The sequence below is a fragment of the Arthrobacter dokdonellae genome, assembly GCF_003268655.1.
Lineage (GTDB): Bacteria > Actinomycetota > Actinomycetes > Actinomycetales > Micrococcaceae > Specibacter > Specibacter dokdonellae.
On record NZ_CP029642.1, the window covers coordinates 594,429 to 615,253 of the forward strand.

The 20,825-nt window shown below is 69.8% G+C and carries 24 protein-coding genes; 22 read left to right on the forward strand and 2 right to left on the reverse strand.

All coding sequences use genetic code 11. The features are described 5' to 3' along the window. Nucleotides 1–19: 19 nt before the first annotated feature. The 22 genes from fliE (at nt 20) to csrA (ending at nt 18,780) form a co-directional block, all read left to right on the forward strand. Nucleotides 20–277 carry a flagellar hook-basal body complex protein FliE gene (gene fliE, locus DMB86_RS02655; RefSeq protein WP_227878692.1) on the forward strand — a complete coding sequence of 86 codons (258 nt, stop codon included), beginning with the start codon at nt 20–22 and terminating at the stop codon, nt 275–277. Then, the gene (gene fliF, locus DMB86_RS02660) at nt 277–1,872 is read left to right on the forward strand and encodes a flagellar basal-body MS-ring/collar protein FliF (RefSeq protein ID WP_113716438.1); all 1,596 of its coding nucleotides are present in this window, start codon (nt 277–279) and stop codon (nt 1,870–1,872) included. The genes fliE and fliF overlap by 1 nt, the downstream gene beginning before the upstream one ends. Next, nucleotides 1,869–2,891, forward strand: coding sequence for a flagellar motor switch protein FliG (fliG, locus tag DMB86_RS02665; RefSeq protein WP_113716439.1), 1,023 nt, complete (start codon nt 1,869–1,871; stop codon nt 2,889–2,891). The genes fliF and fliG overlap by 4 nt, the downstream gene beginning before the upstream one ends. Then, nucleotides 2,881–3,507 (forward strand): FliH/SctL family protein, encoded by a 627-nt coding sequence (locus tag DMB86_RS02670; protein WP_171814342.1) that lies wholly within the window; start codon nt 2,881–2,883, stop codon nt 3,505–3,507. Before fliG ends, DMB86_RS02670 begins: the two co-directional genes overlap by 11 nt. Beyond that, the gene (locus DMB86_RS02675; RefSeq protein WP_113716441.1) at nt 3,504–4,859 is read left to right on the forward strand and encodes a FliI/YscN family ATPase; all 1,356 of its coding nucleotides are present in this window, start codon (nt 3,504–3,506) and stop codon (nt 4,857–4,859) included. The genes DMB86_RS02670 and DMB86_RS02675 overlap by 4 nt, the downstream gene beginning before the upstream one ends. Then, nucleotides 4,856–5,275: a hypothetical protein gene (locus tag DMB86_RS02680; RefSeq protein WP_113716442.1), complete on the forward strand. Its 420-nt coding sequence runs from the start codon at nt 4,856–4,858 to the stop codon at nt 5,273–5,275. Before DMB86_RS02675 ends, DMB86_RS02680 begins: the two co-directional genes overlap by 4 nt. Further along, complete coding sequence (locus DMB86_RS02685) at nt 5,272–6,732, forward strand: flagellar hook-length control protein FliK (protein WP_113716443.1); 1,461 nt, start codon at nt 5,272–5,274, stop codon at nt 6,730–6,732. The genes DMB86_RS02680 and DMB86_RS02685 overlap by 4 nt, the downstream gene beginning before the upstream one ends. A 56-nt stretch (nt 6,733–6,788) precedes the next feature. Continuing rightward, a complete protein-coding gene (locus tag DMB86_RS02690; RefSeq protein WP_236783350.1) occupies nt 6,789–7,181 on the forward strand; it encodes a flagellar hook assembly protein FlgD in 393 nt (130 codons plus the stop codon). Between the two features lie 36 nt (nt 7,182–7,217). After that, nucleotides 7,218–8,378, forward strand: a complete 1,161-nt coding sequence (locus DMB86_RS02695) for a flagellar hook protein FlgE (RefSeq protein WP_113716444.1) — start codon at nt 7,218–7,220, stop codon at nt 8,376–8,378. Between the two features lie 100 nt (nt 8,379–8,478). After that, a complete protein-coding gene (locus DMB86_RS02700; protein ID WP_113716445.1) occupies nt 8,479–8,760 on the forward strand; it encodes a flagellar FlbD family protein in 282 nt (93 codons plus the stop codon). A 3-nt stretch (nt 8,761–8,763) separates the two neighbouring features. After that, nucleotides 8,764–9,573 carry a motility protein A gene (locus DMB86_RS02705; protein ID WP_113716446.1) on the forward strand — a complete coding sequence of 270 codons (810 nt, stop codon included), beginning with the start codon at nt 8,764–8,766 and terminating at the stop codon, nt 9,571–9,573. Beyond that, nucleotides 9,570–10,382 (forward strand): OmpA/MotB family protein, encoded by an 813-nt coding sequence (locus DMB86_RS02710; protein ID WP_227878557.1) that lies wholly within the window; start codon nt 9,570–9,572, stop codon nt 10,380–10,382. Before DMB86_RS02705 ends, DMB86_RS02710 begins: the two co-directional genes overlap by 4 nt. Nucleotides 10,383–10,414: 32 nt before the next feature. Continuing rightward, complete coding sequence (locus tag DMB86_RS02715; RefSeq protein ID WP_227878558.1) at nt 10,415–11,323, forward strand: flagellar motor switch protein FliM; 909 nt, start codon at nt 10,415–10,417, stop codon at nt 11,321–11,323. Beyond that, the gene (fliN, locus tag DMB86_RS02720) at nt 11,320–12,030 is read left to right on the forward strand and encodes a flagellar motor switch protein FliN (RefSeq protein ID WP_113716447.1); all 711 of its coding nucleotides are present in this window, start codon (nt 11,320–11,322) and stop codon (nt 12,028–12,030) included. The genes DMB86_RS02715 and fliN overlap by 4 nt, the downstream gene beginning before the upstream one ends. Next, on the forward strand, nt 12,031–12,480 hold the full coding sequence (fliO, locus tag DMB86_RS02725) for a flagellar biosynthetic protein FliO (protein ID WP_113716448.1): 450 nt from the start codon (nt 12,031–12,033) through the stop codon (nt 12,478–12,480). Between the two features lie 44 nt (nt 12,481–12,524). After that, the gene (gene fliP, locus DMB86_RS02730) at nt 12,525–13,334 is read left to right on the forward strand and encodes a flagellar type III secretion system pore protein FliP (protein ID WP_113719286.1); all 810 of its coding nucleotides are present in this window, start codon (nt 12,525–12,527) and stop codon (nt 13,332–13,334) included. After that, the gene (gene fliQ, locus DMB86_RS02735) at nt 13,331–13,603 is read left to right on the forward strand and encodes a flagellar biosynthesis protein FliQ (protein ID WP_113716449.1); all 273 of its coding nucleotides are present in this window, start codon (nt 13,331–13,333) and stop codon (nt 13,601–13,603) included. The genes fliP and fliQ overlap by 4 nt, the downstream gene beginning before the upstream one ends. A gap of 3 nt (nt 13,604–13,606) precedes the next feature. Next, entirely contained in the window at nt 13,607–14,374 is a 768-nt protein-coding gene (locus tag DMB86_RS02740) for a flagellar biosynthetic protein FliR (protein ID WP_113716450.1), read from the forward strand. Then, nucleotides 14,367–15,500, forward strand: coding sequence for an EscU/YscU/HrcU family type III secretion system export apparatus switch protein (locus DMB86_RS02745; RefSeq protein ID WP_113719287.1), 1,134 nt, complete (start codon nt 14,367–14,369; stop codon nt 15,498–15,500). The genes DMB86_RS02740 and DMB86_RS02745 overlap by 8 nt, the downstream gene beginning before the upstream one ends. Nucleotides 15,501–15,529: 29 nt before the next feature. After that, entirely contained in the window at nt 15,530–17,542 is a 2,013-nt protein-coding gene (locus DMB86_RS02750; RefSeq protein WP_418202318.1) for a flagellar biosynthesis protein FlhA, read from the forward strand. Beyond that, nucleotides 17,520–18,482: a hypothetical protein gene (locus tag DMB86_RS02755; protein WP_113716452.1), complete on the forward strand. Its 963-nt coding sequence runs from the start codon at nt 17,520–17,522 to the stop codon at nt 18,480–18,482. The genes DMB86_RS02750 and DMB86_RS02755 overlap by 23 nt, the downstream gene beginning before the upstream one ends. A gap of 37 nt (nt 18,483–18,519) precedes the next feature. Beyond that, the gene (gene csrA, locus DMB86_RS02760; RefSeq protein WP_113716453.1) at nt 18,520–18,780 is read left to right on the forward strand and encodes a carbon storage regulator CsrA; all 261 of its coding nucleotides are present in this window, start codon (nt 18,520–18,522) and stop codon (nt 18,778–18,780) included. Between the two features lie 119 nt (nt 18,781–18,899). Here csrA and DMB86_RS02765 read toward each other — a convergent pair whose 3' ends face one another. Together DMB86_RS02765 and DMB86_RS02770 are read right to left on the reverse strand one after the other, a co-directional pair. Further along, nucleotides 18,900–20,303: an FAD-binding oxidoreductase gene (locus DMB86_RS02765; RefSeq protein ID WP_113716454.1), complete on the reverse strand. Its 1,404-nt coding sequence runs from the start codon at nt 20,301–20,303 to the stop codon at nt 18,900–18,902. A gap of 100 nt (nt 20,304–20,403) precedes the next feature. Next, on the reverse strand, nt 20,404–20,814 hold the full coding sequence (locus DMB86_RS02770) for a hypothetical protein (RefSeq protein ID WP_113716455.1): 411 nt from the start codon (nt 20,812–20,814) through the stop codon (nt 20,404–20,406). Nucleotides 20,815–20,825 lie beyond the last annotated feature (11 nt).

Consider the following 20,825-nt stretch of genomic DNA (forward strand, 5'->3'; position numbering starts at 1 on the left):
GACCACGGCCACCGGCTATCTGCCGGACGCAGCCCAGGCGCAGCCGGCCACTGACGGTTCCGGCTTCGGCGCCGCCCTGGCCGGTGCGCTGGACAACGCCCAGGCCCTCTCCAGCAACTCCAAGTCCCTGGCCGTCCAGGCCGTCACCGGCAGCCTGGACGACATCCACAACGCCACCATTGCCGCAACGCGCGCACAAGTGACGCTGGAACTTGTTGCCGCCGTGCGGAACAAGGGCGTCGACGCGTTTAACGAGATCATGCGGATGCAGGCCTGATGCCGCCCCTCGTCTCCCAATTCATGAACCGCGCCTCCGGGACGCTCAAGGGCTTCAGCATTGCCCAGCGCACCCTGGCCGTCATCGGCATCGCCGTGCTGGTGCTCGGCGCGGTGGCCCTTGGCACGTGGCTGACCAAGCCCACGTACTCGCCCCTGTTCACCGGTGTTGCCGCCGCGGACGCCAGCGCCATCGTCGCCCAGCTCAAGACGGACAATGTCCCGTACCAGCTGACCAACGGCGGCTCCACCATCCTGGTCCCCGATGCCAAGGTCTACGACGAACGGCTCAAGGCAGCCTCGGCGGGACTCCCGGCGGCGACCACCAGCGGCTACTCGTTGCTGGACACGATGGGGGTCACCTCCTCGGAATTCCAGCAAAATGTCACGTACAAGCGGGCCATGGAGGGCGAGCTGGCGAAGACCATCATGGCCATGAACGGCGTGCAAAACGCGTCCGTCAAGCTCGCCATCCCGGAAAGTACCGTCTTCACCTCCACGAAGGCCGATCCCACCGCGTCCGTGTTCGTGGAGACCTCCGGCTCCGGCCAGCTCTCCTCGGACCAGGTGGACGCCGTGGTGCACCTGGTGTCGTCGTCCGTGGAGGGGCTGACGCCGGCCAATGTCTCCGTGGTTGACGCCAAGGGCAATGTCCTCTCCGCGGCCGGCACGGCGCTGGGCGGCGGCGCGGACAAGCAGGCCACGGACTACGAAAAACGTACGACGTCGACCGTCCAGGCGATGCTTGACCGCGTGCTGGGGCCCGGAAACTCGACCGTCTCGCTGACGGCGGCCATGGACAAGTCCTCCTCGGAGGTGGTGAAGGAATCGTTCGTCGCGCCGAGCGGCGCGCCCGCCCTCAACGAGTCCTCCAGCAGCAACAAGTCCAACGGCGGCGGCGGGAGCGGGGCCGGGGTGCTGGGCCCCGACAACATCGCCGTTCCGTCCGGACAGGCGTCGGCCGGCACCAGCGAGTCCACCACCACCACGAAGAACAACGCCGTGGACAAGACCACGGCGAACACCAACATCCCCGCCGGGACGCTGCAAAAGCAGTCCCTGGCCGTTGCCGTGGACACGAACGCGGCGAAAAAAGTGGATGCCGCGACCCTGACGGACATGGTGGCGGCCGCGGCCGGCATCGACAAAACCCGCGGCGACGTGGTCAGCCTTAAGGTCCTGCCGTTCTCCACGGCGCAGGCCGACGCCGCCAAGGCCGCGCTCGACGCCGCCAAGGCCGAGGCGAACGCCGCCGCAACGGCGAAGACGTGGCGGACCATCCTGTACGCCGGGGGCGTGGTGCTGCTGCTGCTCCTGGCCCTGGTGCTGTACGCCCGGAAGAACCGCCGCCAGGTGCGCCAGCTGGTGGACCTGGGCGAGCGCAAGGAGGAACTGGGGCGGCTGGACCCGCTGGCCGTGACGGTGTCGCCCCAAACCACCGCCCTGCCGGCCATCCCGGAACCGGTGGTGCTGCCCGTCAGCGAACCGAGCGAATCCTCCAGCCGGCGGAAATCGCTTAACGCGCTGGCCGTCAAGGACCCGGAAGGCACCGCCGCGCTGCTGCGCTCGTTCATGGACGAGAAGGCAGGGGTATGAGCGAGACCAAGGAGCTCAGCGGCGTACAGAAGGCGGCCGCGCTCCTCATGCAGCTGACCCAGCCCGCCGCTGCCGCCGTGATGGCCCACCTCAGCGAGCCCGAGGCGGAAGCCGTGGCCTCCGAGATCGTCAACATGCGCCGCGTGCAGGCGGACGTCGCCGACTCCGTCGTGGACGAATTCCACGACCTGGTGGTCAGCGGCCGGCACGCCGCGCTGGGCGGGCGCGACTACGCGGCCGGCCTGCTGGAGGCGTCCTTCGGCGCCGAACGCGCGGCAGGCGTCATGAACAGGCTCTCGACCAAGATTGCCGGCAAGCCCTTCGAGTTCCTCGACGACGCCGACCCCGGACAGCTGGCCGCCCTGCTGGAAGGCGAGATGCCTGCCACGATCGCGCTGGTGCTGGCCCACATGCGCCCCGACCGGGCCTCCGGCGCGCTCGCCGGACTTCCCGCTGACGTCCGCACGGATGTGGCACAGGCCATCGCCGTCATGGGCCCGGCAACGCCCGAGTTTGTCGGCATCCTGGCCCAGGCCCTGAAAAAGCGCGCCCTGACGGTGGTGGGCACGCGCGACAAGACAGCCGTGATCGGCGGCGTCCAGCCGCTGGTGGACATCCTGAACCGCTCCGACGCCGTGACCGAGCGCGCCCTGCTGGACGAGCTCACCCAACGCGACCCCGTCCTGGCGGAGGAAGTCCGCTCGCGGATGCTGACCTTCATGGACCTGGTCAAGCTCGACAGCCAGGACGTCCAAAAGGCCCTGCGCGGCAAGGAAGCCGGCACGCTGGCATTGGCCATGAAGGGCGCCCCCGCCACGGTCCAGGACGCCATCCGCAGCAACATTTCCGAACGCAACCGCGTCCTCCTCGACGCCGAAATCGAGGCGCTGGGACCTGTCCGGGCCTCGGACGTGGAGCAGGCACGGGCGGACATCGGCAGGATCATCCGCGAACTCGAGGAAGCCGGGGAAATTTCCGTGCACCGCGGGGATGCGGACGAGGACGACTATGTCTACTAACCGCACTGCCTCCCTGCAGCCCATCGTCTTTCCGGCGGTGCCCACCGAGGAACAGGCCCAGCTCAGCGCCGGTGCGCTGGAGCGTGGCTACCGGCGCGGGCACACGCTGGGCTATGCGGCCGGCCAGGAACGCGCCCGGAAGGAAGCGGCCCTTCAGCGCGCCGAGCTGGAAGCGGCGCACCAGTCGCTGCAGGACGAGCTGCGGACCCGGGCGGAGGCGCAGCGCGCCGCCCTCGCGGCGGCCGCGGCCGCGCTGTCGGCCCGCACCCTTCCCGTGCTGGCGGAAGCGGAACAAACGCTGGTGGCATCTGCCCTCACGCTGGCCGAAGCCGTGCTGGGGAGGGAGCTCGACGACGGCGGTACGCGGTCCAAGGCCGTCCTGGCGCGGGTGCTGGCCGCACAGGATCCCGCCGGGGCCCCCCGCGTCCGGCTGAATCCGCAGGACCTGGCCGTCATCGGCACGGAAGCCCTGGTGGACGCCGGCGTGGAACTGGTGGCCGACCCCGCCACCGCCCCCGGCGACGCGGTGGCGGAATACCAGGACGGCTTTCTCGACGCACGCATCTCCACTGCCCTGGACCGCGCCCGGCGGGCGTTGCGGGAGGCCCCGGAATGAGAACCACCTGGCCCGCCGCGCTTACCGGGCACAGCGCCGCCCGGCTGGATGCTGCCGTGCGCGCCGCGGCGCCCGAACGCGTGGGCGTCGTTTCCGCCGTCGTCGGCCTGACGGCCCAGGTCAGCGGCCTGCGCTGCGCCGTCGGCGGCCTCGTCACCATCGCCGCCACCCAAGCGGGGGGACGTGACACGATGGCCGAGGTGGTCGCCGTCGGCCGGGACACCCTGACCATCATGCCGCTGGGCCCGATGGAGGGACTGGCGCAGGGCGACTTGGTCCGGGCACGGCTGGAACCCCTGCTGGTCCCCACCGGCCGGGGCCTGCTGGGCCGGGTGCTGGACGGGCTGGGACGGCCCATCGACGGCAAGGGCCCGCTGGCCGCGGGTCCGGGCGTGCCGGCAGCGAACGGTTCGCCGAACTCCATGGACCGGGCGCGGATCCGGGTTCCGCTCGGCACCGGGGTCCGGGTGGTGGACACCCTCACCACCATTGGCCGCGGGCAGCGGATGGGCCTGTTCGCCGGATCGGGCGTGGGAAAGTCGTCGCTGCTGTCCATGATCGCCAGGGGCACCGACGCCGAGGTCTCGGTGATCGCCCTGGTGGGGGAGCGCGGCCGGGAGGTCCGGGAATTCCTTGAGGACGACCTTGGTCCCGAGGGCCTGGCCAGGTCCATTGTGGTGGTGGCCACCGGCGACGAGCCCGCGCTGGTCAGGCTGCGGGCCGCCTTCACGGCCACCCGGATCGCGGAATCGTTCCGCGACACCGGCGCCGACGTGATGTTGATGATGGACTCGCTCACCCGCGTGGCCATGGCCCAGCGTGAAATCGGGCTTTCGGTCGGCGAGCCTCCCGCGACCCGCGGGTACCCGCCGTCGACCTTTTCCGTGCTGGCCAGGCTCCTGGAACGGGCCGGCACCGACGCGCACGGCTCCGTCACCGGGATGTACACGGTGCTGGTGGACGGCGACGACCACAACGAACCCATCGCCGACGCCGTGCGGTCCATCCTGGACGGGCACATCGTTCTGGACCGGAAACTGGCCGTCGCCGGACACTTTCCCTCCATCGACGCCCTGGCCTCCATTTCCCGGGTGGCCTCCAAGGTGTGCACCCCGGAACAAAAGGCCGACGCCGCCACCCTGCGCCGGGTCATGGCCGCCCGCCGCGCCGCCCAGGACCTGGTCGACGTCGGCGCCTACCAGCCGGGATCCAACCCGCTGGTGGACGCGGCCCTGCTGCACGCGGCGCCGATCAACCGCTTCCTCCAGCAGGAGCTGGAACACCAGGTTTCCGTCGAGGAATCCTGGGCAGAACTGAGTTCCCTTGTCGACCTGTTTGGAGGGCTTTCATGACCAACGCATTCCGGCTCGCCGGCCTTTTCCGCCTGCGCAGGCTGCAGGAAGACCAGGCCTCCGCGACCTTGGCGCAGGCCAACGCCAGGCGGACCTCCCATGCCCGCCGCCTGGCCACGACCCGCGGCACGTTGGCCGACTCCGCCGCCGATGCGGATTCGGCGTCGGCGCTTGCCGCCGCCGCGGCGTCGCGGGCCGCCTCACGCAGCCTGCTGCTGGACCTGCAGGCACTGGCCGCGACGCTGGAGTTGGAGGCCGAGACGGCCCAAGCTGCACTGGTCCAAGCCAAAACAGCTGCCAGCTCGCTGGAGAAATTGGCCGACCGGCACCAGCACGAGTGTGACACGGCCGAGCTGCACGCCGAACAAGGCTTCCTCGACGAGCTTGCCCTGTCCCGCCGAAAGACCGGACTGTGACCGCCGTCGGGGGCGCAGGGCCGCTGCCGGCCGCCGCGGGCAAGGTGACCGGACGTGCCGGAGGGGACGCGGCGGCAAAGCAGCCCGCGCAAGGGCCGAGCTTTTCCGAGCATCTGGACGACGCCGTGGGAGCGGCCGCGGGCAAGGGGCCTGAAGACAAGGGCCAGGGCAGCAAGGCTGCCGGCGGCACGGCTGCTGACGGCACGGAGCCGGGCGCCGCTGTGCAGGATCCCGCCACGACGGCGGCCTCGCCGGCGGCCGTGGCCTGGCTGGCCGGCGTGCAGGGCGCCGTCGTGTCTGCTGCGGCCACGGGCGCGCGGGCCAACGGGACCGGGCCGGTTGACGCACAATCCCCTGCCACTAAGTGGACTCCCGGTGCGGACACCGCGACCGGGGCGCCGGCGGCGGGGGTTTCCTTGGGGGCGCCCGCCGCCCTGGATTCTGCTGTGCCGCCTGGCGCTGCTATGCCGCCCGCCGGTGCCGTGCCGTCTGGCGCTGGCGTCCCGGCGGCTCCCCCCGTCGCGCCCGGGGCCTCGCCGGGCACCGGTCAGCCGGCCGCGTCCGGTTCCGCGGCGGCTGCGGTACCCGCTGCCGCCGTCGCAGCTGCTTCGGCCCCGCCCATGGCTGCGGCAGCGGCAGCAGTGGCGGCCACGCCGTCGGAAAGTCAGTCCGGCCCGCGCCGCGCGGCTGCCGACAAGCCGGCTTCCGGGAGTCCTGCGGCCGGGAGTCCCGCGACAGGCACTTCAGCCGTGGCAGCGACCGGCCAGGCTGCCGTGAGCACGCCAGCCGTGCCGCAGGGCGCTGCCGCGGCCGCCGCGACCACGACGGCGGGGGGCCCGACGCCCGTGGCCGTTGCCGGCGTCGCACGTCAGGACGGCGGGGACACGACGTCGGACGGCCGCCAGCAGGGCGGGCTGCCGGCCGTGTCCGGCGGCTTGCCGGCAGCCCAGCCGGCGGCCGCAGCAGCGCCGGCGGCGCCCGCCGCCGCGGCACCTCAGGCGGCGCCGCCTCCGTTGACCGAACAGCTGGCGCGTCCCATTTTTCAGCTGGCCACGGGGCAGGCCGGGCAGCGCGTCATGACGGTGCAGGTGGCGCCGCAGTCGCTGGGGCCCGTCACCGTCAGCGCCCACTTGGGCGCCGACGGCCTCCGGATCGAACTGGCGGCCGCGACCGACGCCGGACGGGACGGGCTGCGCCTGATACTGACCGAACTGCGCCGGGACCTGGCCGGGCAGGGGGTGCAGTCGTCCCTCAGCCTGTCCTCTTCGCTGAACGGCGGGACCGGCGGCCAGGCGCACTCGTTTGGCCAGAACGGCTTCGGCCAGAACGGCCCGGCCCCCCGGGAACCGGGACCGGGGCCGTGGGGCGCCGCCGCCGGCCGGGATCAACCGGCCGCGCCCCGCCAGGAGTCACGCGGGACGCCCACGCACACAACATCACTCGACATCACGGTTTAGAAAAGGAGCGCACCATCACCACCGAATCCATCACCCCGGCCACCTCGGTCAGCGGCGTGTACAGCACCTCCCCGGCGCGTGCGCCCAAGCAGGCCATGGACTCCGAGGTCTTCATGAACCTGCTGGTGACCCAGCTGCGGAACCAGGATCCGTCGTCGCCCATGGACACGAACCAGATGATCTCCCAGACCACCCAGCTGGCCACCATGGAGAAACTCACGAGCATGGACAAGACCGCAACGGAGAACTTCTCGCTGCAGATGCGCACGGCGGCCGCGGCCATGATCGGCCGCGACATTTCGTGGAAGGACGCGGACGGGACAGCACACAGCGGTGTGGCCGATTCCGTGTCCTTCGCCCTGGGCACCCCAGCGGTCAAGGTCGGCGAACTCAGCGTCCCGCTGGACACCATTTTAGGCGTCACTTCACCAGGTGCCACGGCACCGTAACCCGCAGCACCTACCCGGCACAGAAAGGCTCCACCCATGCTTCGCTCACTGTATTCAGGCATTTCCGGCCTCCGCGCCCACCAGACCATGCTCGACGTCACCGGCAACAACATCGCCAACGTCAACACGGCCGGCTACAAGGGCTCCAGCGTGCAATTCCAGGACACCCTGTCCCAGGTGGCACGCTCCGGCTCCGCGGCCCAGGCGGCCACCGGCGGCACCAACGCGGCCCAGGTCGGCCTCGGCGTGCAGGTCGCCGCCATCTCCACGAACTTCTCCCAGGGTTCGGCCCAGGCCACCGGCCGTTCCACGGACATGATGATCTCGGGCGACGGCTTCTTCGTCACCAGCAAGGGCGGCCAGCAGTCCTACGCCCGGGCCGGGGCCTTCGACTTTGACTCCCGCGGCCGGCTCGTCTCCCCGGACGGGTCCCTGCTGCAGGGCTGGTCCGCCCCGGGCGGCAAGGTCAACTCCAGCGGCGCGCTCGGCGACATCCGCATCTCCAAGGACATGGTGGCACCCCCGGCCGCCACCAAGTCGGTGGTTTTGGGCGGCAACCTGCCCAGCGACGCGGCGGTGGGCGCCACGGTGGTCCGCGACGTCCAGTCGTTTGACGCCCGTGGCGCGGCCGGCAACCTCGCGTTGACGTTCACGATGACGGCGGGCGGGTGGCAGGCCAGTGCGGACGGCGGCGCGGCGCAGCCTCTGACGTTCACCAACGGAGCGCTCCCGGCCGGCACCACGCTGACCAGCGGCGGAATCACCGTTGACCTGGGTGCCCTGACCAGCAACGCCGGATCCAGCACCCTCGCCGTGACCAGCCATGACGGCAACGCGGCCGGCACGCTGGAATCCTTCAGCATGGGCACCGACGGCACCCTGACCGGGACGTTCACCAACGGCGAGAACATGGTGATCGGCCAGGTGGCGCTGGCGAACTTCACCAACCCCGGCGGCCTGGAAAAGCTCGGCTCGTCCAGCTACCGGGCCACCGCCTCCTCGGGCGGTGCAACGATCGGCACGGCCGGGCAGGGCGGCCTCGGCGAACTCACCAGCGGCTACGTGGAAATGTCCAACGTCGACCTGTCCCAGGAATTCACCAACCTGATCGTGGCCCAGCGCGGTTTCCAGGCCAACGCGCGCATCATCACCACCTCGGACGAGGTCCTGCAGGAGCTGACACAGCTCAAGCGGTAGCCGCGCCGCGGCCGTCCCGCTCCTAACGAATGGGGCGGGACGGCCGACAGTGGGCGGTGTACGTGGTTGACACCATGAAAGCCGTGAAAAGGATGCGCCCATGATAACTGTGACCCGCCTTGACGGCCGGCACTTCGCGGTGAATCCGGACCTCATCGCCCGCATCTTTGAATCCCCCGACACCATCCTGGTCATGGCCGACGGCGCGCGGTTCATCGTCACCGAGTCCATGGCGGCGGTCATCGACAAGATCGCCGCCTTTCGTGCGCAGGTCATTGCCACCGCCTACAGCGAGGCCCCGGCGCCGGCCAAGCGGACGTCGCACCTGAGCGTCATCCACCCGGCGGACCCGTCCGACGGCACCAGCACGGGCGGGCAGTAGGCCATGGATCCGGCAACCCTCATAGGCATACTGGTCGCCTTTGGCGCCCTCGTGGCCATGCTCACCATGGAAGGGTCGACGGTGGGCAGCATCATCCTGCTGCCGCCGATGCTGCTGGTCTTTGTCGGGACCATCTCCGTGGGCCTGGCCGGTTCCACCACGAAGGACTTCCTGCACGCCTTCAAGTCCCTGCCCAAGGCCTTCACGGCCAAGCCGGCCCCCCCGATTGAGAGCATCGACACGGTGGTTGCCCTCGCCGAGAAGGCCCGACGCAAGGGCCTGCTCGCGCTGGAGGAAGACGCCGCCAAGACAGAAGACGCCTTTCTTCGCGACGCCCTGCAAAACATTGCGGACGGCACTGACGGCGACGAGCTGCGCGAAATGCTGGACGACGCCATCGACACGAAGATGAAAACCGACAGCATCGCCTCCCGGTTCTTCCAACAGCTGGGCGGCTACGCCCCGACCGTGGGCATTGTCGGCACCGTGGTCTCACTCACCCACGTGCTGGAAAACCTCTCCACGCCCAGCACGCTGGGCCCGATGATCGCCAGCGCCTTCGTCGCCACGCTGTGGGGACTCCTGTCCGCCAACTTCATGTGGCTGCCCATCGCAGGCCGCCTGGCCCGGCTTTCCGAGCTTGAGGTGGACCGGATGACGCTCCTGATGGAGGGCGTCCTCGCCGTCCAGGCGGGCTCCCAGCCCATCCTCCTGCGCGAACGGCTCACCGCGCTCGTCCCGGAACACCGCCGGGGGCCGGCCAAGGCCGACGCCAAGTCCGGGAACGACGACCAGCTGAAGTCGGCGGCGTGAAAGCGGGCCGGGGCGGCCGCGGCCCGCGCCGGCGGGGCTCCCCCGAACACCACCCGGACGAACGCTGGATGGCCTCCTACATGGACATGGTGACGGTGCTGATGTGCCTGTTCATCGTCCTCTACGCCATGTCCTCGGTGGACAACGCAAAGTTCAGCCAGCTGAAGGACTCCCTGGCGACAGGGTTCGGGCAGGTCAACGTCGGCAAGATCGACACGGCCACCGGGGTGATTGTGGCGCCGAAGGATGTCGGCAAGGAAGGCTCGTTCACCAACGACAAGATGGCGCAGGCACTTGCCGAGGTGGCCAAGCTGACCGCCCTCCGCGATGAAATGCACTCCCGCCTGGCCAAGGCCGGGCTGGCCGCCAACGTCGAATTCTCCGTCGACGAGCGCGGGCTGACCGTCAAGCTGGTCGGCTCCCAGACCTTCTTCCTGCCCGACAGCCCCGCCCTGTCGGTGCGGGCCGACAGGGTCCTGACCGCGATTGCGCCGGTGCTGGAAAAGGCCAAGCTGGAAATTTCCGTGGAGGGTCACGCGGCCAACGCCGTCACCGGCTATCCCTCCGTCTGGGAGCTGTCCTCCGAACGCGCCGTCAGGGTGCTGCGCTTCCTCGTCGAGCACAGCCGCATCCCCGGATCCACCATCGGCGCCGTCGGATACGGCGCATCGCGCCAGGTCAACGACGACTCCACCGAGGCCCTGCGGGAACTGAACCGGAGGGTGGACATCGTGGTCCTCTCCAACCAGACGGAGGACGTGCGGGCCCTGATCCCGAAGGCGTTGAAAGTCAAGGTGAACCAGCCCTAACGGGAAGCCGCCCGCTGCCGATAGTGCCAGACGTGCCAGTACTTTCACTCAACCCAGCCCTGCCCGGCAGCGAGCTGGCGCGTGCCGTTGAGGTGTACGACTTTGGCCGGCCCACCACCCTGGCGAGGGAACATAGCCGCGTCCTCGAGCTGGCCTTTGAAACGTACGCCAGGCAGTGGGGGACGCTGCTGACCTCCACGATCCGCGCCGCATCGACGGTGGTGTCCGAAAACATCAGCATGGTCACGTACGACGAATACGCCGCCTCCCTGCCGACCACGACCGCCGTGGTGATCTGCGCCATCGAGGGACAGGACGCCAAGGGGGTCATCCAGTACCCCACGGACGCGGTCTTCCACTGGATCACGCGCATGCTGGGCGGCAGCCTGACCGCCGCCGTGCCCAACCGCAAGTTCACGCATATTGAGCAGGCGCTGGTGCAGCAGTTTATGCAGGACGCGTTCGAAGACCTTGCCTATTCCTTCGGCTCGCTGCTGTCCGCCCCGCCCACTGTGCATGACATCCTCTTCAACTCACAATTCGCCCAGGCCGCGGCCACCGACACGCTGATGATCGTCGCCAAGCTCGGCGTCACCGTCGGTGACACCTCCTGGGACACCACCGTCGCGCTCCCGGCCGACCCGCTGCTGGACCAGCTGGGCACCAGCAATCCCATGAGCGACCCGGCCGACGCACCCGGGCAGCTGCGAGGCCACCTGGCCGGAACCCCGGTCGACGTGGAAATGGCCCTCGCGCCGGTCGCCATCCGGCCCGGCGCCATACTCAACCTGGCCGTGGGCGATGTTTTGCCGCTCCGGCATCCCACCGGCAGGCCCTTTGACCTGACCGTGGCAGGCAGGCCCGTGGCGCGCGCCGTCGGCGTAACGCATGGCACCCGGCAGGCCGGGCAAGTAGTTTCAATCGAGGAGAGTGCCCCGTGACATCCGCCCCAACACTTCACACCGGAGCCGTGGAGGCCCTGGCGCGCCTGCTGCCCGCCTCCGGCCCCCTGGAGCCGGTGCTCTGGCCGGTCGCCAACGGGGAAATTCCAGCCACGGGCATGACGACGCTGACCGTCGACTACCTGGGAGCGGTCTCGGCGGAACTGGCCCTTTCCCTGCCGACGGCCACCGAGGCCGCCATCAGGCAGTCCGGGGGTTCGGCCTCCGTCTCCGCCGCGGACGTGCTGCGGCCGGCGCTGGAAGCCGCCGCCGAAACCCTCGGTTCCGGCGTGCTCGGTGACGTGGCCCAGGACGACTCCACGGCGCTCTTCACCGACCCGCAGTCCTCCGTCTTCCGGATCTCCGAGCCGGGCCGGACCGAGCCCTTTGCCTGGTTCGCGATCCGGGTCGACCAGGCGGCAAACCGCCCGTCGACCGGTGGGATGGACATCAGCGCCCACAAGATGGGCCGCATCCACGACGTCGAAATGGCCCTGTCCGTGGTGATCGGGCGCACCCGCATGACCGTCGCCAATGTTCTGGGCCTGGAACCCGGCGACGTGGTGGACCTGGACCGGTCCGCCGGTGCCCCCGCGGACATCCTGCTCAACGGGCGCCTCATTGCGCACGGCGAGGTTGTGGTGGTCGACCAGGAATACGCCGTGCGGGTGACAAAGATCCTCGACTCCCCGGAGACGGTCGTCTAAGTGGACACGCTCCTGCTGGTCTTGCGGGTGGCGCTGTCCCTGGCCGTGGTGGTGGTCCTGCTGTGGATGGCCCAAAAGCGATGGTCCAAGGGCAGCCGTGCCGCCGCGGGAGCCGACCTCGCCGTCGTCAGCCGGCGCAGCGTGGGCCAAAAAGCCTCCGTGGTGGTGGTTGACGCCGACGGCCGCCGGTTCCTGCTGGGCGTGACCGAACACTCCATCAACGTCCTGCACGACGGGCCTGCCCCGGAACCGGTCCCCGTCGACGAGCCTGCCTTTGACCAGTCGATGCGCGCCGCCGGCATGGGCCGGCAGGGAATGGACGACGCCGGGTCCCGGCCCCTGCGTGCGCGCCACCACCGCCCCCGCCAGGAGGCGCTCTCCGGCTCGATCCTTTCGCCGAAGACGTGGCAGCAGGCAGGGGCGGCCGTGCGCAAGGCCCTGCTTCCGTGAACACGCACTCCGTCACCCTGCGCCGCTGGGGCAGGGCTGCGGTGATGCTGGGGCTGGTCCTGGCCCTCCTTCTCGCCTTCCAGATGGTCTTTTCCGCCTCGGCCCACGCCCTGTCGGTCATGGCCCCGGGCGATCCCGTCCCGCCCACGCCACCGACGGATCCCACGGCCCCGGCCGCGCCGGGCGGCGTCAACGTCACGGTTAACGGACTCGACGGCCAGCCAAGCTCCGCGATCGTCACCCTGCTCGGGATCACGCTGCTGTCCGTGGCCCCGGCGCTGCTGTTGATGATGACGTCCTTCACCAAGATCTTCGTGGTCCTGGCCATGACCCGCAACGCCCTGGGCCTGCAGTCGATCCCGCCCAACCAGGTGGTGGCGGGCCTGGCCCTGTTCCTGTCGCTGTTCATCATGTCGCCCACGCTGGTGGCCATCAACACGGCCGCCGTCCAGCCCTATCTTGGCGGGCACATGGACATCGGCGCCGCCTTCGACGCCGCGTCCGGCCCGCTGCGGCACTTCATGCTGCCGCAGACCCGCGAGGCGGACATTGCCCTCATGACCCGCTCGGCAGGCCGGGAAAACCCGGCCACCCCGGACGCGGTGCCCATGCTGACCCTGATCCCGGCGTTCATGATCTCCGAGCTGCGCAGCGCGTTCATCATCGGCTTTGTCATCTTCATCCCGTTCCTGATCATCGACATCGTGGTGGCGTCCTCCCTGATGTCGATGGGCATGATGATGCTCCCGCCGGTCATGATCTCCCTGCCCTTCAAGATCCTGCTGTTCATCCTGGTCGACGGCTGGGGGCTGATCATCACGGCCCTGGTGAAAAGCTACGGGGGCGGCCCGTGAACACCGCCGAAGTCCTCAACATTGCCGTCCAGGCGCTCTGGGTGGCCGCCAAGCTGTGCGCCCCGATCCTGCTGACCGCCCTGGTGGTGGGCTTCGCCATCTCCCTGCTCCAGTCCATCACCCAGGTCCAGGAGGCAACCCTGTCCTTCGTGCCCAAGGCGGTGGGCGTGGCGCTGGCCCTGCTGATCACCGGGCACTGGATGATCACGGAGATCGTCTCGTTCACGCACGATCTTTTCGACAAGATCCCCTTGTTGCTGAGGGGCTGAACCGTGAACATTCCCATCGACCCCGCCTGGCTGGAGACCTGCCTGCTCGCCACCGTGCGCATCACGGCCTTCATCGTCATTGCCCCGCCGTTTTCCTACAACGCGATCCCGCTGCGCGTCAAGGGCATGCTGGCCCTGGGCCTGGCCGTCGCCATGGCCGCACGGCTTCCCGCCCCGGCGGCCGTCAGCGACGCCGGCCCGTTCATCCTCGCCCTGCTGATGGAGGTGGCGACGGGGGCGCTGTTGGGCTTCCTGGTGTACCTGGTGTTTGCGGCCATCCAGACGGCGGGCGCCATGGTTGACACGTTTGGCGGCTTTGCCATGGCCCAGGCCTTCGACCCGCAGTCCATGATCAACGGCGCCCAGTTCACCCGGCTGTTCCAGCTCACGGCCCTGGCGCTGCTTTTTGCCTCCGACGGCTACCAGCTGATCATCGGCGGACTGGCCCGCTCCTTCGAGGCGGTTCCCGTCGGCGCCGCGTTCAACCTGGCGCACCCGGCCCAGCTCATTGCCACCGCCACCACCGGAATGTTCCTGGCCGCCGTGCAGATCGCCGGCCCGCTGCTGGTGGTCCTGTTTCTGGCCGACGCCGGACTGGGCCTGCTGACCCGCGTGGCACCGGCACTGAACGCCTTTGCCATGGGCTTCCCGCTGAAGATCATGCTCACCCTGTCCCTGGGCGGGCTCCTGATCATGGGGCTGGGCCACGTGGTCCCGACCATGGTCAACACGGTCCTGGGCTACCTTGCACGGGCAGGTGGCCGTGGCTGAGACGGGGGAGAGGACCGAAAAAGCCACCGAACGGCGGATGAAGGAGGTCCGGGAAAAGGGCCAGTTGTCCCGCTCCCAGGACCTGACCGCCTGGGTGGGGGTTGGGGCCGCCGTCATCATGCTTCCCGGCGTGATCGCACGCAGCTCCAACGCGCTGGCGGACCAGATGTTCACGGCCGCCTCGATGGCCGCGCACCCCGATCCGCTGGTGGCGCTGCGCGCCCTGGAGACGGGGGTGGGGACGGTGGCCGGCATCCTGGGCCCCATGCTGTTCGCGGTGGTGGCCGCGGTGCTGGCGGCGGCCGCCGTCCAGGGCGGCATCCGGTTCAAGAAGTTCAAGCCCAAGTTTGAGCAGTTTGACCTGCTCAAGGGGCTCAAGAACGTGGTGGGCACGCAGGCGCTGTGGAACGGGGCGAAGGCGCTGCTGAAGACCGCCGTGGTGGGGCTGGTCCTCTACACGGTGGTCCAGGGGATGGTCCCGGTCCTGCTGCAGGCGGGCGGGCTGCAGATCACCGAGCTGCTCGGCGCGGCCGGCGGCGGCGTCGTCCAGCTGGTGCAGTACGCCGTGGCGGCGGGGATGCTGCTGGCCCTGGCCGACGTCTTTGTCATCTCCCGCCGCAACCGCAAGAAGACGCGCATGACCAAGAAGGAAGTCAAGGACGAGAACAAGTCCAGCGACGGCGACCCCATGATCAAGTCGGCCCGCCGCCAGCGCCAGCTGGCCATGGCGCGCAACCGCATGATGAGCGCGGTGGGGACGGCCGACGTCGTCCTCGTCAACCCCGTGCATGTGGCGGTGGCCCTGCGGTACGAACCGGGCAAGTCCGCCCCCCGTGTGGTGGCCAAGGGCGCGGACCGGGTGGCGGCCCGGATCCGGGCCGAGGCCGAGGCCAAGAAGGTGCCCCTGGTCAAGGACATCCCCCTGGCCCGCGCCCTGCACGGCTCCTGTGAGCTTGGCGCGGAGATCCCGGTGGAACTGTACAACCAGGTGGCGGCCGTCCTGGCGTTTGTCATGGCCTTGAAAAAGCGCGGCTCGGCGGCCGGGATGCACCAGCTCCACCCGGCCGGCTCCGCCATCCCGCCGAAGCCGAACAGCACCAACCTAAGCAAAGGAATGCCCGCGTGAACCGCAACTTCTCCAAGCTGGCCGTCCCCATGGGGGTGGTGGGAATTGTGCTGCTCCTGGTGGTCCCCATCCCGGCCATGCTGCTGGACGTCCTGATCATCATCAACATTGTCTTTGCGCTGCTGGTGCTCATGAACAGCATGTTTGTGAAGAAGCCACTGGATTTTTCCGTGTTCCCGTCGCTGCTGCTCGTGGCCACCCTGTTCCGGCTCGGCCTCAACGTCGCCTCAACCCGCCTGGTGCTGGGGCAGGCCCACGCCGGCCAGGTGATCCAGGCCTTTGGCGAGGTGACCGTCAGCGGGAACCTGATCATTGGCGGCGTGATCTTCCTGATCCTGGTCGTCATCCAGTTCGTGGTGGTCACCAAGGGCGCCGAGCGTGTGGCCGAGGTGGGTGCCCGCTTCACCCTCGACGCCATGCCCGGCAAACAGATGGCCATCGACGCCGACCTGAACGCGGGCCTGATCACCGACGTCGAGGCCAAGGAGCGCCGCGTGGAGGTCTCCGCCGAGGCCGACTTCTACGGCGCCATGGACGGTGCGTCCAAGTTCGTCAAGGGCGATGCCATTGTCGGCATCATCATCATCATCATCAACCTCGTGGGCGGCATCGCCATCGGCATGCTCCAGCGCGGCATGGACATCACCGACGCCGTCAAAACGTACTCGCTGCTGTCCGTCGGCGACGGCCTGGTCTCGCAGATCCCGGCCCTGCTGATGGCCGTCGCCACCGGCATGATCGTCACCCGCTCCAACGCGTCCTCGGACATGGGCACGACGGCGGCCCTGCAGCTCACCCAGTCACGCTCGGCCCTGCTCGTGTCCGGTGTCGCGGCGATCATCATGTCCGTGATCCCCGGCATGCCGGTGTTCCTGTTCCTGGGCGTCGGGGCCCTGCTGCTGTTCATCGGCCAGCGGGTCAAGGTGGGCGAGAAGAAGGCGGCCGCCGCGAAGGAGCTGGAGGCGGCGGTCGCGGCGCCCCAGGCCGAGACCACGGAGGACATCATCGGGCAGATGCGCGTCCAGGCACTGGAAATCCAGCTGTCCACCGACCTCGTGGACCTTGTTTCGGGCTCCGCGGACGACCTTCTGGCCCGGATCAAGGCGCTGCGGCACAAGGTGGCCATGGAGCTGGGCATGGTGGTGCCGCCGGTGCGCACCCGCGACCATGTGGAGCTGCCGCCGTCGACCTACGTGATCCGCATTGCCGGCGTCGAGGCCGGGCGCGGGACCGCCCCGGCCGGCCGCGTCCTGGCCCTCGGCGACCAGCTGGGAGCCCTGCCCGGCACCCCCACCGTGGAGCCCGTGTTCGGGCTGGCCGGCAAGTGGATTCCGGCGGAAATGCGGCACAGCGCCGAAATGGCCGGCGCCACCGTGATCGACCGCGTCTCCGTGCTCATCACGCACCTCTCCGCCATTGTCAACGCCAACGCCGCCCGCCTGCTCAGCCGCGAGGACGTGCGTGTGCTCACCGAGGGCGTCAAGGACGTCTCGCCGTCGATCGTGGAGGAGCTGGTCCCCGGACAGCTGTCCCTGGGCGAGGTCCAGCGCGTGCTGCAGGGGCTCTTGGAGGAGCAGGTGCCCATCAACGACCTTCCCCGGATCTATGAGGCCCTGTCGCTGCACGCGAAGAAGGGCACGGAGCCTGAAACGCTCATTGAAGCGGCACGGACCGCGCTGGGCCCGGTCATCGCGGACAGGTGCCTTGACGGCAGCTCGCTGGCCGTGCTGATGATCGATCCCTCCCTGGAACAGTCCCTGCTGGAGGGCCTGCGTCCCTCCGAGCTCGGCACCCAGATCGTGGTCGACCCGTCCCGGCTCGAAGCCTTTCTGGTGTCCGTGACGGAGACGTTCACGGCCGCCGAGGCCGCGGGCCACAGCCCGGTCCTGGTCTGCGCCCCGGCGCTCCGCCCGGCCATCTGGCGGCTGGTCTCCGGCCGCGTCAAGGGGCTTCCCGTGCTCTCCTACACGGAGGCAACGGCCGGAAACCCGACCATCGACACCGTAGGAGTTGTGCGCAGTGCCCAGTCGATTTCAGCTTAGGGGCCACAGCATCGAGGGCCTGCGCTGGCAGCTCTTCGACAGCTACGGTCCAAGGGCCCGGATCATCCGTGCCGAACGCATCCAGACCGGAGGGCTGTTCGGCCTGGGCGCCACGACGTCCTTCGAGGTGACCGTCGAGGTGGACGGGCATCCGTCGCCGAACACGGCCGGCAGGTCGCGGCGCGCGGGCCCCTCCCGGCCCCGCACGGGCGCCCGGCGCGGCCTGGCCGACCTGCTGGCGGATGCCGACGGCGCCGACGACGCCGGACCCTCCGACAGCGCGCTGGTCTCCACCCAGAAACCCGACTTTGACGCGATCCTGGGCCGGATGGCGGAACGGATCGGGGACAGCGCCGAGGCCCTGCCCGTTGACGATGGGACTTCTGAAGACGGGCCTTCCGAGGTCCTGTCCCTCGAAGCGTTGCCCTTGGGAGACGGGCAAGACGCGAACGGCGTGCCACAACTGTGCGGGGCGCCGGGAGACCTGGTGGTGCTGGTGGGGCGGCGCGACCAGCCGCTGCGCACCGCCTGGGCCATGGCGGGCGCCATCGACGGCGGGGCAGAGCTGCGGACGGCGGGCGACTTCCGGTCCAACGGGGTGGGGCACGTCCTCATCGACAGCCCCGAGGTGAAAAGGGTGCAGGCCCTGGCGGCCGTTGACGGCAAGCCGCTGTTGATAGCATTCAGTATCGGGACCAGGGGGTCCTCGAGTCCCCAGGCGCTCTCCTCGGTGCAGCCCAACCAGCTGTGGCTGGTGGTGGACGCGGCCCACAAGCCTGAGGACACCCAGGCCTGGACCCGGCAGGCGTCCTGGCACGCGGTGCCCGACGCCCTGGCCGTCCTCGGCGCGGCGGAAACGGCCACGCCGGAGACCGTCAACGAGCTCGGATACCCGGTGGGCTGGGTGGACGGTTACCCGGCAACGTCGCCCGAACTTTAGCTTTTCAACCTGTCAGCACATCCATGGAAGGAACTGCATGCTGGTATTGACACGTAAGATTGGCGAGAAGATCGTCATCGGCGGGAACATCACGGTCACCATCCTCGACGGCGGCCGCGGCGAAGGCGTGCGCATCGGCATTGACGCCCCGCGCGACGTCAGCATCCACCGCAGCGAGGTGGTGGATGCCGTGTCGGCGAACAACCGCGAAGCCGCCGAAGGCTCGGCCGCGGTGTCCGGCACGGAAAGCCCCGAACAGCTCATCCTGGCAGCGTTGGGACTGGCGTCGCCGGAATAGGCGTTCCGTGGAGTGCCGTGGGCCGACTGTACCGGTATGGTGACCTGACAGCGGGCGAAGCCGCCAAAACCGTACCCTGAGCGGGGGGGGCGCCGGCGCCGGAACCGGCCTCCGCGGCCTTACCGCGCGGGCACCTGGCCAAGCCGGAACAGGGCGTCGGGGTCGTAGTGGGCGGCAAGGCGGGTCAGCCTGGCCAGCACTTCGGGCGTGTAGCTGGCGGCGAATCCCGCCGCGCCGCTGGACGCCGAAAAATTCGGCAGGTTCGCCCCGAAGTGCCATTCGCCCATGGACGCGTGGAGCCCGGCGGCGTGGACGGCGATGGCCGGCAGTTCCGGCGGCGCCGCAACGCCCACGCTGTACAGGCCAAACCCGGCGTCGCGGTGGCAGAGGGCGCTGGGAACGGCAGGCTCCTCGGACAGGGCCCCGCCGAACTGGCGGATTTCCACCAGCAGCTGTGGCGAGTTGGTGCCCGGCCCCACTGCGCGAAGCAGGGTTTGTGCGGCCTCGGGGCCAAAGTCCGCCAGCAGGCAGGACGCCTCGCTGGCGGGCAGCGCGTCCTCCGGGTCGGAGTGCACCATGCCGATCATCGAGTAGGGCATCGTTTGCACCGCATCCATGAGGGGCACCCCGGCCGCGCGCATCGGCGCAAGCCAGCGGGCGCCGTCGTCCGGGCTGCCGGTGTACACGTAGCGGACCGCGGCGGTGAACGTCCCGGCCAGCGCTTCGGGCACACCGGGCGTGGGCGGGAGCTGCATGAGGGCCAGCGAGGTGCTGGCCTCCGGCGGCAGCGTGTGGCACCAGCTGGACCAGGCGAACGTGGCGCGGGCGGCCGAGTCCTCGCCGAAGAACAGCGCGCCGGCGTAGATGGTGGGCAGCGGCAGGAGGTTGAATTCAGTGGCGGTGATGATGCCCAGGGACGACTTGCCGCCGCGCAGGCCCCAGAAGAGGTCCGGCTCGGTTTCCGCGGTGACGTGGCGCAGCCGGCCGTCGCCGGTGACGACGTCGAACGCGCGGACCTGGTCGGAGGCGGCGCCGAACGTGCGGGCCATGGGGCCGATTCCGCCCCCGCTGGTGTAGCCCGCCACGCTGACGCCGGGGGCGGAGCCGCACAGTCCGGCGAGGCCGGTGCCCGCGCACGCCGAGAGGACCGTCTTCCACGTGACGCCGGCGCCCGTGCGCGCCCAGCCGCGGGGGTCGATGGTGCATTCGGCCAGGTTCCGGGTGTGGATGAGCAGGGCGCCGTCGAGGTCGCTGGCGATTCCGTGTCCGGTGGCCTGCACCGCGACCGGCAGCCCGTTGGCGGAGGCGAACCTGACGGCCTCCACCACGTCCTGCGCCGTGGCGGCTTCCAGTACGGCGGCCGGGCTGGTGCGAACGGCCAGGTTCCAGGGGGTGGACAGCTCGGTGTAGCCGGGCTGTCCGGGTGCGAACAGTGCGCCGTCCACGGCGCGGCGCAGGTCATCAAACGCCGGCGGGCCGTCAAACACGGCGGGGTGCCCCGTCGGTTCTCCAATGGGTTCCATGTCTTCTCCTCCAAGGTGCGGCCGCGCTACACGATGGATGAGACCTATGGCGGCCTATGCCTAGGATGCCATCGAACCGCCGGCAAGGCCAGAGGCGGCCTCAGCGCCGCCTGCGGTGGAAGATCAGCGCCGCCGCGATCCCCACGAGCCAGACGTCCTTGGCCAGGGCCACGCCCGCCGGCGTGGGCCGGATGCCGTCCGCTTCCGTCAGCCCGGGGGACTTGAGGTAGTTGGCGAAGAGGCCGCCGGAAAAGGCGCCGAGCATCAGTCCCGCCAGCCGGGACGGGACGAAGGGCAGCAGCAGCGCCGAGCCGATTCCGATTTCCGCATAGCTCAGGTAGCGGCCGAACTGCTCCGGCTCCAGGGTTGCCGCCTGGGGGATGACCCGGGCGGCGGATGCCTGCAGGCCGGCGGCGTGCTCCGGGTCCAGGCCGAGCTTGCCGACGCCGGAATTGAGGATGAACGCGCCCGAGACGAGGCGAAGTGCGGCGTTGCTGATGCTGAATCCCATGGTGTTCTCCG